Annotated in this window: 19 protein-coding genes; 7 read left to right on the top strand and 12 right to left on the bottom strand. The window is 61.8% G+C overall.

Going from position 1 to position 14,501, the window contains the following annotated elements; genetic code table 11:
• Positions 1 to 67 precede the first annotated feature (67 nt).
• The 4 genes from JOE27_RS12620 to JOE27_RS12635 form a co-directional block, all read right to left on the bottom strand.
• Positions 68 to 883 (bottom strand): M48 family metallopeptidase, encoded by an 816-nt coding sequence (locus JOE27_RS12620; RefSeq protein ID WP_012316235.1) that lies wholly within the window; start codon positions 881 to 883, stop codon positions 68 to 70.
• Between the two features lie 97 nt (positions 884 to 980).
• Positions 981 to 1,601, bottom strand: a complete 621-nt coding sequence (locus JOE27_RS12625) for an SOS response-associated peptidase (protein WP_115273873.1) — start codon at positions 1,599 to 1,601, stop codon at positions 981 to 983.
• 15 nt (positions 1,602 to 1,616) lie between these two features.
• Positions 1,617 to 1,877, bottom strand: a complete 261-nt coding sequence (locus JOE27_RS12630) for a DUF2007 domain-containing protein (protein WP_115273872.1) — start codon at positions 1,875 to 1,877, stop codon at positions 1,617 to 1,619.
• Positions 1,877 to 2,062, bottom strand: a complete 186-nt coding sequence (locus JOE27_RS12635; protein ID WP_012316238.1) for a CPXCG motif-containing cysteine-rich protein — start codon at positions 2,060 to 2,062, stop codon at positions 1,877 to 1,879. The genes JOE27_RS12630 and JOE27_RS12635 overlap by 1 nt, the downstream gene beginning before the upstream one ends.
• 122 nt (positions 2,063 to 2,184) lie before the next feature.
• Here JOE27_RS12635 and JOE27_RS12640 point away from each other — a divergent pair, with 122 nt between their 5' ends.
• The gene (locus tag JOE27_RS12640) at positions 2,185 to 3,354 is read left to right on the top strand and encodes a 1-acyl-sn-glycerol-3-phosphate acyltransferase (RefSeq protein WP_161871248.1); all 1,170 of its coding nucleotides are present in this window, start codon (positions 2,185 to 2,187) and stop codon (positions 3,352 to 3,354) included.
• A 31-nt stretch (positions 3,355 to 3,385) separates the two neighbouring features.
• On the opposite strand, the gene JOE27_RS12645 is transcribed toward JOE27_RS12640, so the two are convergent.
• Positions 3,386 to 3,646, bottom strand: a complete 261-nt coding sequence (locus JOE27_RS12645; protein ID WP_012316240.1) for a hypothetical protein — start codon at positions 3,644 to 3,646, stop codon at positions 3,386 to 3,388.
• Positions 3,647 to 3,806: 160 nt separating this feature from the next.
• Between JOE27_RS12645 and JOE27_RS12650 the strand changes: the two genes are divergently transcribed.
• Complete coding sequence (locus tag JOE27_RS12650; RefSeq protein WP_046784546.1) at positions 3,807 to 4,013, top strand: hypothetical protein; 207 nt, start codon at positions 3,807 to 3,809, stop codon at positions 4,011 to 4,013.
• A gap of 74 nt (positions 4,014 to 4,087) precedes the next feature.
• Here the strand turns inward: JOE27_RS12650 and JOE27_RS12655 are convergent, their stop codons facing one another.
• Entirely contained in the window at positions 4,088 to 4,672 is a 585-nt protein-coding gene (locus JOE27_RS12655) for a YajG family lipoprotein (RefSeq protein ID WP_039603065.1), read from the bottom strand.
• Positions 4,673 to 4,876: 204 nt separating this feature from the next.
• Here JOE27_RS12655 and JOE27_RS12660 point away from each other — a divergent pair, with 204 nt between their 5' ends.
• Both JOE27_RS12660 and mqo read left to right on the top strand, forming a co-directional pair.
• A complete protein-coding gene (locus JOE27_RS12660; RefSeq protein WP_046784547.1) occupies positions 4,877 to 5,110 on the top strand; it encodes a hypothetical protein in 234 nt (77 codons plus the stop codon).
• 604 nt (positions 5,111 to 5,714) lie between these two features.
• A complete protein-coding gene (gene mqo / locus JOE27_RS12665; RefSeq protein WP_119687768.1) occupies positions 5,715 to 7,220 on the top strand; it encodes a malate dehydrogenase (quinone) in 1,506 nt (501 codons plus the stop codon).
• A gap of 110 nt (positions 7,221 to 7,330) precedes the next feature.
• On the opposite strand, the gene JOE27_RS12670 is transcribed toward mqo, so the two are convergent.
• The 4 genes from JOE27_RS12670 to JOE27_RS12685 form a co-directional block, all read right to left on the bottom strand.
• Positions 7,331 to 7,621 carry a PA4642 family protein gene (locus JOE27_RS12670; protein ID WP_046784549.1) on the bottom strand — a complete coding sequence of 97 codons (291 nt, stop codon included), beginning with the start codon at positions 7,619 to 7,621 and terminating at the stop codon, positions 7,331 to 7,333.
• 67 nt (positions 7,622 to 7,688) lie between these two features.
• Entirely contained in the window at positions 7,689 to 8,159 is a 471-nt protein-coding gene (locus JOE27_RS12675) for a hypothetical protein (protein WP_046784550.1), read from the bottom strand.
• Positions 8,160 to 8,212: 53 nt separating this feature from the next.
• The gene (locus JOE27_RS12680) at positions 8,213 to 8,686 is read right to left on the bottom strand and encodes a WbuC family cupin fold metalloprotein (RefSeq protein ID WP_046784551.1); all 474 of its coding nucleotides are present in this window, start codon (positions 8,684 to 8,686) and stop codon (positions 8,213 to 8,215) included.
• Between the two features lie 2 nt (positions 8,687 to 8,688).
• Positions 8,689 to 9,246 carry a hypoxanthine-guanine phosphoribosyltransferase gene (locus JOE27_RS12685; protein WP_012316248.1) on the bottom strand — a complete coding sequence of 186 codons (558 nt, stop codon included), beginning with the start codon at positions 9,244 to 9,246 and terminating at the stop codon, positions 8,689 to 8,691.
• A 160-nt stretch (positions 9,247 to 9,406) separates the two neighbouring features.
• Between JOE27_RS12685 and upp the strand changes: the two genes are divergently transcribed.
• Both upp and JOE27_RS12695 read left to right on the top strand, forming a co-directional pair.
• The gene (gene upp, locus JOE27_RS12690) at positions 9,407 to 10,045 is read left to right on the top strand and encodes a uracil phosphoribosyltransferase (RefSeq protein WP_011532223.1); all 639 of its coding nucleotides are present in this window, start codon (positions 9,407 to 9,409) and stop codon (positions 10,043 to 10,045) included.
• Positions 10,046 to 10,047: 2 nt separating this feature from the next.
• Positions 10,048 to 11,313, top strand: coding sequence for a uracil-xanthine permease family protein (locus JOE27_RS12695; protein WP_115273869.1), 1,266 nt, complete (start codon positions 10,048 to 10,050; stop codon positions 11,311 to 11,313).
• 45 nt (positions 11,314 to 11,358) lie between these two features.
• On the opposite strand, the gene hemH is transcribed toward JOE27_RS12695, so the two are convergent.
• Together hemH and JOE27_RS12705 are read right to left on the bottom strand one after the other, a co-directional pair.
• Positions 11,359 to 12,372 (bottom strand): ferrochelatase, encoded by a 1,014-nt coding sequence (gene hemH, locus JOE27_RS12700; RefSeq protein WP_046784553.1) that lies wholly within the window; start codon positions 12,370 to 12,372, stop codon positions 11,359 to 11,361.
• 13 nt (positions 12,373 to 12,385) lie between these two features.
• Positions 12,386 to 13,291, bottom strand: coding sequence for a TIGR01777 family oxidoreductase (locus JOE27_RS12705; RefSeq protein WP_046784554.1), 906 nt, complete (start codon positions 13,289 to 13,291; stop codon positions 12,386 to 12,388).
• Between the two features lie 186 nt (positions 13,292 to 13,477).
• On the opposite strand from JOE27_RS12705, the gene JOE27_RS12710 reads away from it, so the two are divergent.
• Positions 13,478 to 14,464, top strand: a complete 987-nt coding sequence (locus JOE27_RS12710; RefSeq protein WP_115273868.1) for an NAD(P)/FAD-dependent oxidoreductase — start codon at positions 13,478 to 13,480, stop codon at positions 14,462 to 14,464.
• Positions 14,465 to 14,501: the final 37 nt, after the last annotated feature.

The raw sequence follows: 14,501 nt of genomic DNA on the forward strand, positions 1-14,501 counted from the left end.
GAGCAGATGTACGCGTACTGCTCTTGCTTGTAGCTTGTAGCTTGTAGCTTGTAGCTCGCAGCTGCTCTTACTTCTTGGCGGCCTGATACAGCGGCATGACCTTGGGAATTGCCGCCTGCAACGAGGCGATCCGGCTGTCCGAGGCCGGGTGAGTGCTCATGAACTCAGGTGGCGCACCCTCGGACGCCTTGCTCATCTTGTTCCACAAGGTGATCGCGGCATTCGGGTCGTAGCCGGCACGCGCCGACAGTTCCAGGCCGATCAGGTCGGCTTCGTTCTCGTTGGCGCGGCTGTTGGGCAAGGTCATGGCGTAGTTCACCACCTGGTCTGCCAGCGCAATGCTGTTCTGGCCAAGGCCAAACAGCGCACCTGCGCCCTGGCGGGCCATTTCCACACCGTAAGCCTTGGACATCGCTTCGCGACTGTGTTCACGCAGCGCGTGGGCGATCTCATGCCCCACCACTGCCGCAATCTCGGCATCGGTAAGCTTGAGCTGGTCGATCAGGCCGGTGTAGACGATGATCTTGCCGCCAGGGCCGCAGTTGGCGTTGAGCTCATCGCTCTTGATCACATTGACCTCCCACTGCCACTGGGCGGCATCCGGGCGGAATTTCGGCGCCTGGGCGATCAGCCGGTCGGCAATCACCTGCACGCGCCTGGCATCGGCGCTGGACTTGTCCAGCACGCCCTTGTTCGACGCCTCGCCAAGGGTCTGCTGGTACGACTGGGCGTACATCTGGTTGACCTCATCGGTCGAGAGCATGCTGAACATGTACTGCTTGCGCTCGACGCCGACAGCACCGCCGCTGGTGGTATTGACCGCCTGGCAGCCAGCCAGCAGGATGCCAGCGCTCAAGAGGCTGACGACAAAAGACTTACGCATGAAAACACTCCCTTTTTACATGCGGGATATCCTAGGCCGAGTCGCCCATGGGCTACCAGAGCCGCAGGGAAGATTTTCTTCGCCAGTACCGGCCTCATCAGGCCGGCGTCAGGCACTCGGGCGCATCCAGCTTCGGGTCATTGACGAAATTCGCCAGCGCCCGCTCACGTAGCGTGGCCGGTGGGCTGGCGAGCAGCTCATGCAGACGCGGCAGCGGTGTGTCAGGGGCCAGCCATGCGGCCTGCCCCGCCTCATCGAGAATCAACGGCCGGCGTTGGTTCATCGCCGCCTGGGTCACCACCGCACAGCTCAGCCACACCTGGTCCTGGACCGGGTAGGCTTCCCATATGGCCGCGAAATACAACGACGAACCCTCCCCCGGCGTCAACCAGTACGGCCGTTTGCGCACCGTGCCACGCCATTCGTAAAAACCGTTGGCTGGCATCAGGCAGCGCCGCAGACGTAACGCTTCGCGGAACATCGGTTGCTCGGCCAGGGTTTCGGCCCGGGCATGCGCGGGGGTGCGTGAGAGGTCAGTGAGCCAGGCCGGGGTCAGGCCCCAGCGCGCCTTGGCCAACTGCATCTGGCCGTCGACCTGGCGCTGGATCAGCACCGAAGCGCCGGGCGAGATATTCCATTGCGCCGGCTGACCGGCAGGAAAGCCTGGCAGGCTTGCCAGCACCTGGGGCCAGCGAAACAGGGCATAGCGTCCACACATGGGCGATTTCAGAACCTAGCAGATCAAGGTACCGGGATAGCTCTCCGGTTCGTCGCCGACAAGCGGCTGGGCGCCATTGTACGCATCGATCAGCTGCCGTGCGTAACCTGCCTGCTCATCGGCCACGGCGAGCCCGAGCAAGCCTTGCATCGGCAACTCGCCAACACCGCCCATCAGGTCACGGCCGATCAGGTGCACCTCGATACCCTCGCTGGCCAGCATGCCAGCGAGCATTTCTGCCTCCAGCAAGGTTTCCGGTTCGTAGATCCGCCGCATCAGGCATCGTCCTCGCGTCTGACTTCGAGCATCCATTCGTCGCCGTGCACCTGCAGGATGAACACCACCGGCTGACAACATACCTGGCAGTCTTCGGTATACATCTGGTCGCCACCAGAGATGTCCACGGTGGTTTCCACGCGCTCGCCGCAATAAGGGCAATCGTAGAAGTCGGTTTCCAGCATCGCGGCCTCCGCAGTGACTTATGCGTATAATTGCCGGTCTGTTTACAGGGCCTGCGTGTGTCCGAGCCGTTTTTCGGGCCCCACCCCTACTTTATTACCCTAGCCGTTTCCAACAAGAGAGCATGATGGGCGAATTCGATGCCATCCGACCGTACGACGATGCTGAGGTCCCTGCCGTGCTGGCACGCCTGCTCAGCGACCCGGCATTCCTCGATATCCTCACCCACTTCCGCTTCCCGCGCGCAGCCGGGGCACTCGGCTGGTTGCTCAAGCCGCTGATCGCCCGCCGCCTGCGCAAGGAGTTCGCCGGGGTTACCTGCGTGTCCACATTGCAGGACAAGGTCGAATACTACGTCGACCACACCATCGAGCGCGCTACCGACGGGGTCACGTACACAGGCGTCGAGCAACTCAAATCCGGTACCGCCTATCTGTTCCTGGCCAACCACCGTGACATCGTCATGGACCCGGCCTTCGTCAACTACGCGGTGTACCACGCAGGCCTGCCGACGCCACGCATCGCCATTGGCGACAACCTGCTGCAAAAGCCGTTCGTCAGCGACATGATGCGCCTGAACAAGAGCTTCATCGTCCACCGCTCGCTCACTGGCCGGCGCGAAAAGCTCGCGGCCTACCAACTGCTCTCGGCCTACATCAACCATTCGATCCGCAACGACGGCGCTTCGATCTGGATCGCCCAGGCCGAAGGCCGTGCCAAAGATGGCGATGACCGCACCGACTCGGCCATCCTCAAGATGTTCCACATGAGCCGCAAGGATGAGCCTTTCGGTGCGGTGATCCAGGGCCTTAACCTTACTCCGGTGTCGATCAGCTACGAGTACGACCCCTGCGACCAGGCCAAGGCGCGCGAACTGTATATCCGTGCGACTACCGGCACCTATCAGAAGGCGCCAGGTGAAGACGACAACAGCATCGCCAAAGGCATCACCGGCTACAAGGGCCGGGTACACATCAACTTCGCCCCGCCGGTAACCGCGTTCTACGAGGACACCAAGCAGCTGGCGCAGGAGATCGACCGGCAGATTCTGGGTGGCTACCGACTGTTCCCGGTGCACTACCTGGCCTACGCAATGTGGGGCGAAAAGGATGAGGCACTACAGGTGCCGAGCGCCGAGAAGCTGTTCCCGGCCGAGGAGCTGGCAAAAGCCAAGGAAGAATGGCAACGCCGCCTGGACGCCTGCCCGCAGGAGCAGCGGCCATACCTGGTGTTGCAATACGCCACGCCGGTGCGCAACCAGTATCAGGTCAGGCAACAGGCGCCGGTTGCCTGACCACAGGGGCCGCTTGGCGGCCCCGCATGGTTCAGATCCAGGTACTGAACCAGGACAGCAGCAAGGCCATCGCCAGGCAGGAAAAGCCCAGAATGTAGTAATAGCGCGGCACCCGCTGGTCGAATGCATCCACCAGCCCGTCATCCACTGCCAGGCTTTCGCGGGTGATGGCCTGGCGACGCCGTGCACTGTGCAGCAGCAACCCGCCCGGGCAGGTCATCAACAATGCCAGCAGATTGATCAGCTTGGTCGGATGGGCGGCCAGAACCCCCCAAAGCACTTGCAAGGACATCACGCAACCTCGGTCAGAACGCCAGCGAAGGCCGGCATTCTACCGAAGACCGGCCCTGGCGCCCGGACTTGGCGACAAAGTGTCACTAAATTTCATCTGTCACACGCTCGTCATCAAGGCAGGCCACCCTGTCGGCCTTTTCCCGAACCGGAGCGAGTACATGCTGCACGCCGAAAACCAGGACCGCCTCTATCTCATTGCCCAGAGCGATGAACAGCAGGCGTTGATCGATGGTTTTGCCATCAATGTCCAGGACCGCCAGTGGCTGGTGTATTGCGCCCTGGGCGGGCATGCGCATGAGCATTTGCCAGAGGTGGACCTGCTGACGGGCGTGAGCGTGCTGGATTTTCATATCCAAGCGGCCTGAGGCCTTCGAAAAACCAAAAAAAACCCGCTGCCTGGCACGCAGGCAGCGGGTTTGTTCTCGGTACAGCGAAAAGCTTATTCGCCCAGCACCTGGCCGATGGTCGGGTCTTTGAACAGGCGGGTCAACGCATCGCTCAACACATCCCCCACCAGCTTGGTGTTGGTTTCCTGGTTGGGCGCCATGCCGAAGCGCTGGTCCAACGAGGCGCCGTAACGGCCGCTGTAACGGCGGTTGGCGTTCGACACATCAGCACGGAAGGTGGCGCCGATGGTAGCCTCGGTCACGTACAGGTTTTCCTTGGGCGACTGGTACTTCAATTCGGCCAGGGTCACGGTCAGTTGCGGCGCGTTGGAGGCGTTGGCCGAAGGGGTGAAGCCCAACAGGCGTACGGCCGCCTCGGCCTGAGCCTGCAGCTTGGGCACGATGTCATTGCCATTGACGCTGATGGTGCTGGTCTCGGGGTACATGCCACCACGAGTGCCCAGGGACTGCGAAGCCCGGCCGTCCACCACCTTGACCACCACCGGCTGGCCGTGGCCGACCGGGGCGAGCTGGGCGTTGAGCTTGGGTTGCGGGCTGAGTTGTTGCGGGCTGTGGGCACAACCGACCAGGCTCAGGCTGGCCACGGCAAGCAAACCGAACAACAGACGTTGCAACATGCGTGTTTCTCCAGAAAAAGCGGCAAAGGCCCACAGTATACCTAGCGGCACGCTACAAGCGGCAAGCTACAAGTAAAAGCAGACCGCACGGGGCGCAGGCGTCTTCTTGAGGCTTGCCGGTTGAAGCCAGGCCCTTCTGTCACACGCGGTTCATGGTCCTGCTGTTATCTTCGCTGCAAGCCCTAACACACAGGACTCGACACCATGGCCTCGCTCTGGACCCTGCTCTTCCAACGCCCGCGCCACAATACCTATGCACGCCTCGATGGCGACGGCAACTGCCTGGGATTCAAGCAATGCAGCCAGCCACCAGGCAGCAACGGCTGGGTGCAGGTCAAAGAAATCCAGCTTGCCTGGCTGGGCCGCCCGCTGCCCGCCAACGCCCGGGTTTGCGCCCATGCAAGCGGCCATTGGCAGCGGCGCACCCTGCCCGCCTGACAAACGCTGCAATAAAAAGCACGAATAACGACCTTTCTGCCCGCGACATCGTTATAATCTCCCCCCGATTATAAGGACGTCTCCTGATCGGGCCCCGCATTTGCCGTTTGACCCCGGCACCTTCACCGCTTCGCCCACAGAGAGCCTTCCACTCAGGTCTTGCATCGGCTGTCGTGCCTGCTTTTCCGGGCCTTCGCACTGCATGAACCTGCGGGTTGCCATCGCGCAGTCCCCTTTTGAGGTTCACGTCTCCAAAAGAGCGTGAAAAAAACGGTTTTCACAACTTCACGAGAGTGTGGCGAGCAAATGAACAGTCTGGCATGTGCAATAGCGACAGATGTGTCCCGAACAGCCCTGAACAGGCGGCTGATACGCTCATTTCACATGGGTGTCTGAAACCGCTCCATAACGCACGCACGACACCTTGACCATAAGTCGAATTGCCGCACCTGTGGCAAACGGCGTTCAATAGACGAACCCGAAGACTGATTTGGCGGTGTCCGCGGAAGTTGCAAGAACTGCGAAGAGTCGGACATGGCGATCCTGGCACACCTGGGGTCCTATGCTGTCAATTAGGTAGCTGTAGATTGTGGAGACGCGTTAAATGGCGCAGAACGAATCGGTTGATGTAGTACTGGTAGGCGCGGGCATCATGAGTGCCACCCTGGCCGTACTGCTCAAGGAGCTCGACCCGACCCTGAAGCTTGAGGTCGTCGAGGCGATGGACTCCGGGGCCGCGGAAAGCTCCAACCCCTGGAACAACGCAGGCACCGGCCATGCCGGCCTGTGCGAGCTGAACTACACGCCCCAGGCCGCCGATGGCAGCATCGACATCAAGAAGGCCGTGCACATCAATGCCCAGTTCGAGGTCTCGCGCCAGTTCTGGGCTTACCTGAGCAAAAAAGGCAATTTCGGCCCGGCCCGTGCCTTCATCAACCCTGTCCCGCACCTGAGCTACGTCGAAGGTGACAAGGGTGTTTCCTTCCTCAAGAAGCGTTTCGAGCTGCTCAAGCAGCACCATGCCTTCGCCGAGATGGAATACACCGAAGACAAGGCGGTGATGAATGAGTGGATGCCGCTGATGATGCCCGGCCGCCCGGCCGACCAGCACATCGCCGCCACCCGCGTGACCAAAGGTACCGACGTCAACTTCGGCGCACTGACCAACAAGCTGCTCAAGCTGCTGGGCGACTCGCAGAATGCGCAGGTCAAGTACAGCAAGAAGGTCGTCGGCCTGCGCCGTAACGGCGCTGGCTGGACCGTCAGCATCAAGGACGTCAACAGCGGCGGCAGCCGTGAAGTGGACGCCCGCTTCGTGTTCCTCGGCGCCGGCGGCGCGGCACTGCCGCTGCTGCAACTGTCCGGCATCCCGGAGAGCAAAGGCTTCGGCGGCTTCCCGGTAAGCGGCCAGTGGCTGCGTTGCGACAACCCGGAAATCGTCAAGCAGCACCAGGCCAAGGTCTACAGCCAGGCCGCCGTTGGCGCGCCGCCGATGTCGGTGCCGCACCTGGACACCCGCGTGGTGGACGGCAAGACATCGCTGCTGTTCGGCCCGTACGCAGGCTTTACCACCAAGTTCCTCAAGCACGGCTCGGTGATGGACCTGCCACTGTCGGTGCGCATGGGCAACATCGGCCCGATGCTGGCCGTGGCCCGCGACAACATGGACCTGACCAAGTACCTGGTCAGCGAAGTGATGCAGTCGATGGAACAGCGCCTCGAGTCGCTGCGCCGCTTCTATCCGCAGGCCAAGGCTGAAGACTGGCGCCTGGAAGTGGCTGGCCAGCGCGTGCAGATCATCAAGAAGGACCCGAAAAAAGGCGGCATCCTACAGTTCGGTACTGAGTTGGTGTCGGCACAGGACGGCAGTATCGCGGCACTGCTCGGCGCATCCCCTGGTGCGTCGGTGACCGTGTCGATCATGCTTGAACTGATCGAGCGCTGCTTCCCCGAGCAGGCCAAGGGCGCCTGGGCTGCCAAGCTCAAGGAAATCTTCCCGGCTCGCGAGAAGACCCTGGCCACCGATGCAGCCCTGTACCACAAGATCAGTGCCGACAACGATGAGGCGCTGGACCTGGTAGAGAACAGCCCGGCCAAGCACTACGCCTAACGCCCCTAGGGGTAATGCCAGTCAGGTAGGCGATCCAGGGCCGCTTTGCGGCCCTGATAACGCTAACTGACTGGCAATGCCCCTAGCGCGTTTTTTCTGGCGGGGATCTATCAGGCCCGGGCTTTATCGATGATCTCGATGTATTCAGCCGCATTGCGCTGGTCGGCGATCACTTCGACGAAGGTCTTGCCCTGTTCGTCTTTGCCGTCCAGGTCCAGCCCGGCTTCGACGAAGAACCCTACGAAGCGCTCGAAATCGTCGACACGCAGGCCGCGGTAAGCCTTGATCAGCTTGTGCTGAGAAGGCGAAGTCACACCATCTGCAGGCTCAAACTGGAGAAACGACTTGATGTAGTCGTCGCTGATTTCGTCACCAATCACCTGCTTCTTGTCTTTGCGCATTGCCGGCTCCAACTGGACCATCACGAATTTCGAAGGCCGGCAGTTTACCCCCCACACGCGGCACGCCTCAACGCGTACGTACGGTACCTGTGTGCAAGTCGGCCCAGACATGGCCGTTGGAGTAGGTCAGAAACTGCACATACAGCGTCTCGTTGCGCAGCAGGTCCATGATCACGCGGTAGTCGCTGACCGGGTAGTTCAGGCTCAACGTGCGGGTCTTGTCGTCATACACAGGCTTTTTCAGGCTCTTGCCCGCCTCGCCATCGAAGGTGAGCAACACCTGGCTGATCGTCGCACCTTTACTCAACGGCTTGCCTTTGAGGCGCATCTGCAAGGAGGCGGTGATCGGAATTGGCTGTTGATCAGATGGGCGCTGCGCCCCAACCACTACCGAGTAGTCGGTTACCTGCAACAGTTGCTGGCCTGTCGGCGCTTCCTGGCGCAGAGCCTGGTCATCGGGCGGGAGAAACTGGCTGTGCAGCGGTGCGGCGGCAAGAGGCAGGCTGACTGCCAGCAACAGGGGAACGATCGCTCGCATGTAAGGCTCCTTGGCATGAAGGAGCACTCTAGCATGCTGCACAACGGGGGCTGTCAATCGAACTGCGCGAGCATCCAGGCATGATACCGGGCAACACCCTCTTCGCCTTCACGCGGCGCCCAAGGGGCATGCTCGCCGTCGGCCAACTGCCGGTACGGGCCGGCTTTGCATTCGAACAGAATGCTGTCTGCCTCGAGCACCACCAGGGAATGGAAGAGGCCGGGGCGCAGGTCCACGCCAAGGCACTCGCCACCGGCTTCAAGGACGCGCTTGTCGATCACTGCGCCCTGCTCATCGAACATGAGCAGCCCCAAGCGGCCTTTGAGCGCCAACAAAGTCTCGGCCTTGTCCTCGCTCAGGTGCCGGTGAGGCGCAATATAGGTGGACGGCTGCAAGCCCACTGCCAAACGGTGACAGGGGTCTTGCATCTCATGGAAATTGTGATGGTAGCGACCACGCGGTGCGTCGGCGGCTTTCTGCGCCAGCCCGGCAAACAACGCTTGGTCGATGAAAGCAGGCTGGCTCATGATCAAAGTCCCTTGACGGCGAAGATGCCGTTCGCGTTACGCCAGTAACCCTTATAGTCCATGCCGTAACCAAAGATATAGCGATCGATGCAAGGCAGGCCGACGTAGCTGGCCTTGAGGTCCGGGCTGGCCTTGCGGTCATGGTCTTTGTCGATCAGCACCGCAGTATGCACCGAGCGGGCGCCGGCATGTTTGCAGAACTCGATGATGGCGCTGAGGGTGTGACCCTCGTCGAGGATATCGTCGACGATCAGCACGTCGCGGTCGATGAACGACACTTCAGGCTTGGCCTTCCAGAACAGCTCACCGCCACTTGTCTGGTTGCGGTAGCGCGTGGCATGCAGGTACGAGGCCTCCAGCGGGAACTGCAGGTGGGTCAGCAGCTTGCCAGCGAAGATCAGACCGCCGTTCATCACACAGAACACCACCGGGTTCTTGTCGTGCAGGTCCTTGCAGATCTGCTCGCCAACCTTGGCAATGGCCGCTTCGACTTCGGCTTCGTTGTAAAGGCAGTCTGCCTCGCGCATGACTTGACGGATGTGCTCGAGATCAGCGGACATTGCGCTCTCCAGGGGGGATTTTGGAAAAGCGGGCAAAGGTACGCATCCGCTCGTCACAGATCAAGCATTTATGGACTAACGTGCAAAAGGACTGCACGACAGCAAAGGCTGAATAGATTAATCTAGCGCGGTTTTTTTGCCCGCCTTTCGGAGCCCCCCTATGCCCACTCGTGAGATCCGCCACCCGCTGATCCGCCACAAGCTCGGCCTCATGCGCCGTGCCGACATCAGCACCAAGAACTTTCGCGAACTCGCCCAGGAAGTCGGCGCGCTACTGACCTACGAAGCCACCCAGGACCTGCCACTGGAAACCTACGAGATCGATGGCTGGTGTGGCAAGGTGCAAGTTGAAAAAATCGCTGGCAAGAAGATCACCGTGGTACCGATCCTGCGCGCCGGCATCGGCATGCTTGACGGCGTGCTCAGCCTGATCCCGGGCGCGAAGGTCAGTGCCGTGGGTGTCGCACGCAACGAGGAGACCCTCGAAGCACACACCTACCTGGAAAAGCTCGCCCCGGACATCAACCAGCGCCTGGCGCTGATCATCGACCCGATGCTTGCCACCGGCGGCTCGATGGTCGCCACCATCGACCTGCTGAAGAAGGCAGGCTGCAAGGAAATCCGCGCCATGGTGCTGGTTGCAGCGCCTGAAGGCATCGAAGTGGTGGAGAAAGCCCACCCGGACGTCCAGATCTACACCGCCTCGATCGACCAGCGCCTCAACGAACACGGCTATATCGTTCCGGGCCTGGGCGACGCCGGTGACAAGATCTTCGGCACCAAGCAGAAGGACGCCTGACCATGCAGGACGGCTTCAACGACCCGCTATGGCGCCAGGTCGTTTCGGGCGCGCAGATGCTCTTCGTGGCATTTGGCGCGCTGGTGCTGATGCCGCTGATCACCGGCCTGGACCCTAACGTCGCGCTGTTCACCGCGGGTATCGGCACCCTGCTGTTCCAGCTGGTCACCGGCCGTCAGGTCCCGGTATTCCTGGCCTCGAGCTTTGCCTTCATTACTCCGATCATCCTCGCCAAAGGCCAGTTCGGCCTGGCCGAGACCATGGGCGGCGTGATGGCCGCAGGCTTCGTGTACACCTTCATGGGCCTGATGGTGAAGATCAAAGGCACCGGCTTCATCGACCGCATGCTGCCACCCGTGGTGATCGGGCCGGTGATCATCTCCATCGGCCTGGCCATGGCACCGATCGCGGCCAACATGGCCATGGGCAAGGGCGGTGACGGCGCGGTACTGATGCCGTACAAGACCGCCATGCTGATTTCCATGCCGGCGTTGCTCACCACCCTGATCGTCGCGGTATTTGGCAAAGGCATCTTCCGCCTGGTGCCGATCATTTCCGGGGTGCTGGTAGGGTTTGCCCTGGCGTTCGCCTTTGGCGTGGTCGATACCGCCAAGATTGCCGCCGCGCCTTGGCTTGAGATCCCTAATTTCACCGCACCAGCGTTCAACTGGCAGGCCATCCTGTTCATCGTACCGGTCGCCCTGGCCCCGGCGATCGAACATATCGGCGGGGTGATCGCAGTCGGCAGCGTGACCGGCCGCGACTACCTAAAGAAGCCTGGCCTGCACCGCACCCTGCTGGGTGATGGCCTGGCCACCACGGCAGCCGGCCTGTTCGGCGGCCCGCCCAATACCACGTATGCCGAAGTGACCGGCGCCGTGATGCTGACCAAGAACTACAACCCGAAGATCATGACCTGGGCGGCGGTCTTTGCCATCACCCTGGCCTTCATCGGCAAGTTCGGTGCGTTGCTGCAGAGCATCCCGGTGCCGGTGATGGGCGGCATCCTCTGCCTGCTGTTCGGTTCGATCGCGGCGGTGGGCATGAACACCATGATCCGCCACAAGATCGACCTGGGCGAAGCTCGCAACCTGGTGATCGTGTCGGTGACCCTGGTGTTCGGTATCGGCGGCGTGCTGATCGGCAGCGGCGACGGCCCTGATGATTGGGGCCTGAAGGGCATCGCCCTGTGCGCTATCGTGGCCATTGCCCTGAACCTGATCCTGCCGGGCAACGATGGCTGGAAAAAAGAGAAGCTGGACCTGTAGGAGCGGCCTTGCGTCGCGAAAGGGCCGCAAAGCGGCCCCTTCAATTCAAGCCTTTTCACACATCCGCGCCAGCACCCTCACCCACTCCGGGTGATCATTCAGGCACGGCACCAGCACCAACTCTTCGCCCCCTGCCTCGATGAACTGCTCCTTGCCGCGATCGCCAATTTCCTCCAGCGTCTCGATGCAATCGGCCACGAATGCCGGGCACATCACCAGCAGCTTCTTCGCCCCGGCCTTGGCCAGTTCATCCAGACGCGTCTCGGTATAGGGTTCGATCCACTTGTCTCGGCCTAACCGCGACTGGAACGAGACAGACCACTTGCCGTCCGGGATGCCCATCCTGGTGGCGAAGGCCTTGGCCGACGCCAGGCACTGCCCCCGGTAGCACACCGCCCGCACTTCGGCACTGGCGTCCTTGCAGCAGTCCGCTGCCCGCAAATCATGCTTGCTACCAGGCATGAGCTTCTTCAGGTGCCGCTCGGGCAAGCCATGGAAGCTCAACAACAGGTGGTCGTAGTCCTGCTCAAGATAGGGCCGTGCACTGGCCACCAGGGCATCGATGTATTCAGGGTGGTCGTAGAACGGTTGCAGCACACGCAACTGCAAAGGCAAGGCGCGTTCGGCGACAGTCTGGTTGGCCAGTGCCACTACCGTAGTCACCGTGCTGTCAGCGAATTGTGGATAAAGCGGCGCCAGTGTCACCTTGCGCACACCTTGAGCGGCGAGGCGCTCAAGCACCTGCGCCAGTGCTGGCTCGCCATAGCGCATGGCGATTTCCACCGGACCATGGGGCCAGTGCTCGACCATCGCGGCCTGCAGGCGACGCGTCAACACCACCAAGGGTGAGCCTTCGTCCCACCAGATCGAGGCATAGGCATGGGCAGACTGCTCTGGGCGCTTGATCAGGATCAGCGACACCAGCAAGCGCCGCACCGGCCATGGCAGGTCGACCACGTAAGGGTCCATCAGGAACTGGTTGAGGTAGCGGCGTACATCGGCTACCGAGGTGGAAGCCGGAGAACCCAGGTTGACCAGCAACAGAGCGTGATCGGTCATGCAGCGTCCTATGTCAGAGGCGCCTGGACAGGTTGTCCAGGGCCGATTGCAGATCGTTGTAACGGAACGTGAAGCCCGCGGCCAGCAAACGCACAGGGCGTGCCCGCTGCCCACCAAGCAACAACGTCGACAGCTCTCCGAGGCCCGCCTTCAGCAGCAGGCCAGGCACCGGCAGCAGCGCCGGCCGGTGCAGCGCCCGGCCCAGGCGCCGGGCGAATTCGCGGTTACGCACAGGCTCTGGCGCGCAGGCATTATAAGGACCGCTGGCGTCCTTGTGCCGCAAGAGAAAATCTATCAGGGCGACCTGGTCGTCTATATGCACCCAAGGCATCCATTGCCGCCCATTGCCCAACGGGCCGCCCAGCCCCAGCTTGAACGGCAGACGCAGGCGCGACAGGAAACCGCCATCGCTGGCCAGCACCAGCCCCGTGCGCACCAACACCACGCGCAGCCCAAGGGCCTGCGCACGTTGCGCTGTTTCCTCCCAGGCAATGCACAGCTGGCTGGCGAAATCCTCGCGCACCGGCGGCGATGCCTCGGTCAATTCACGCTCACCGCCGTCGCCATACCAGCCCACCGCAGAACCCGAAATCAGCACTTCGGGACGTTGCTCACGGGTACCGAGCCAGCCCAGCAATTGCTCGGTAAGGCTGATACGGCTGGCCCAAAGCACATTGCGCCGGGCGGCGGTCCAGGGCCGGTCGGCAATCGGCGCGCCAGCCAGGTTGATCACGGCGTCCACCTGCTCGTCAGCGGCCAGTTCCTCCAGTTGGGCAATCCCGCGCACTCCGCTGCCACAGAGGCGCGCAACCTGATCAGGGCGCCGGCTCCACACGGTCAGGCGATGACCCTGGGCGAGCCAGAACGGGCAAAGATGCTGGCCGATCAAGCCAGTGCCGCCTGTCAGCAATATATGCATGGCTGTGTCCTCACAGAGTGCGGCGATGGTCTATTTTTACAACAAGGCACTTTTTTAACCCAACGCTCTCAGATAAACATAGGCCAACCTGCCCTATGAAGCGGAATAACCTTATACAAATTTTAAGTATTGTACAGGTTTGCCTGACAGCGTAGTCTGCTTACAGCACGGTTCGAAGAGGCCATCATGACAGTACCTATTGCCATCATCGGTGCCGGTATCGCCGGCCTTTCCGCTGCCCAGGCCCTGCAAAAGGCCGGGCAGTCCGTTCACCTGTTCGACAAAGGCCACGGCAGTGGCGGGCGCATGGCCAGCAAACGCAGCGAGGCCGGTGCGCTCGATCTGGGTGCCCAATACTTCACTGCGCGCGACCGTCGCTTCGTCGAACAGGTGCAGCAATGGGTAGCCGCCGGCTGGGCCGAACAGTGGAAGCCGCAGTTGTACAACTACCGTGACGGCGAACTGACGCCCTCGCCCGACGAGCAGACGCGCTGGGTCGGCGTGCCGCGCATGAGTGCGATCACCCGCGGCATGCTCAAGGACGTCACGGTGAACTTCGGCTGCCGCATTGCCGAAGTGTTTCGCGGCAAGCAGTACTGGCACCTTCAGGATACCGAAGGCTGCAGCCATGGCCCATTCAGCCGCGTTGTGATCGCCGTCCCCGCGCCCCAGGCCACGCCGCTACTGGCGGCCACCCCAAAACTTGCCGCCGTGGCAGCGGGCGTGGTGATGGAGCCTACATGGGCCGTTGCCCTGGCCTTTCAGACACCGCTGGACACACCGATGCAGGGCTGCTTCGTGCAGGACAACCCGCTCGACTGGTTGGCACGCAACCGCAGCAAGCCAGGCCGCGATGAGCAGCTCGATACCTGGGTACTGCATGCCACTTCCACGTGGAGCAAGCAGCATATCGACCTGGCCAAGGAAGAAGTGATCGAGCAGCTGTGGGGAGAGTTCGCCGAATTGGTCGGCTGCGTGGTGCCTGCAGCGTCCTTCTCCGTGGCACATCGCTGGTTGTATGCACGGCCGGCCGGCAGTCACGAATGGGGCGCGCTGGCCGATGCCGACCAAGGGCTCTATGCCTGTGGCGACTGGTGCCTGTCGGGCCGCGTGGAAGGCGCCTGGCTCAGCGGTCAGGAGGCGGCACGACGCCTGCTGGAGCATCTCGACTAAACAAAACTGCAAAACTATACAAAAATACTAGTTTGCA

This window comes from Pseudomonas sp. M5, from assembly GCF_016907075.1.
GTDB lineage: Bacteria > Pseudomonadota > Gammaproteobacteria > Pseudomonadales > Pseudomonadaceae > Aquipseudomonas > Aquipseudomonas putida_E.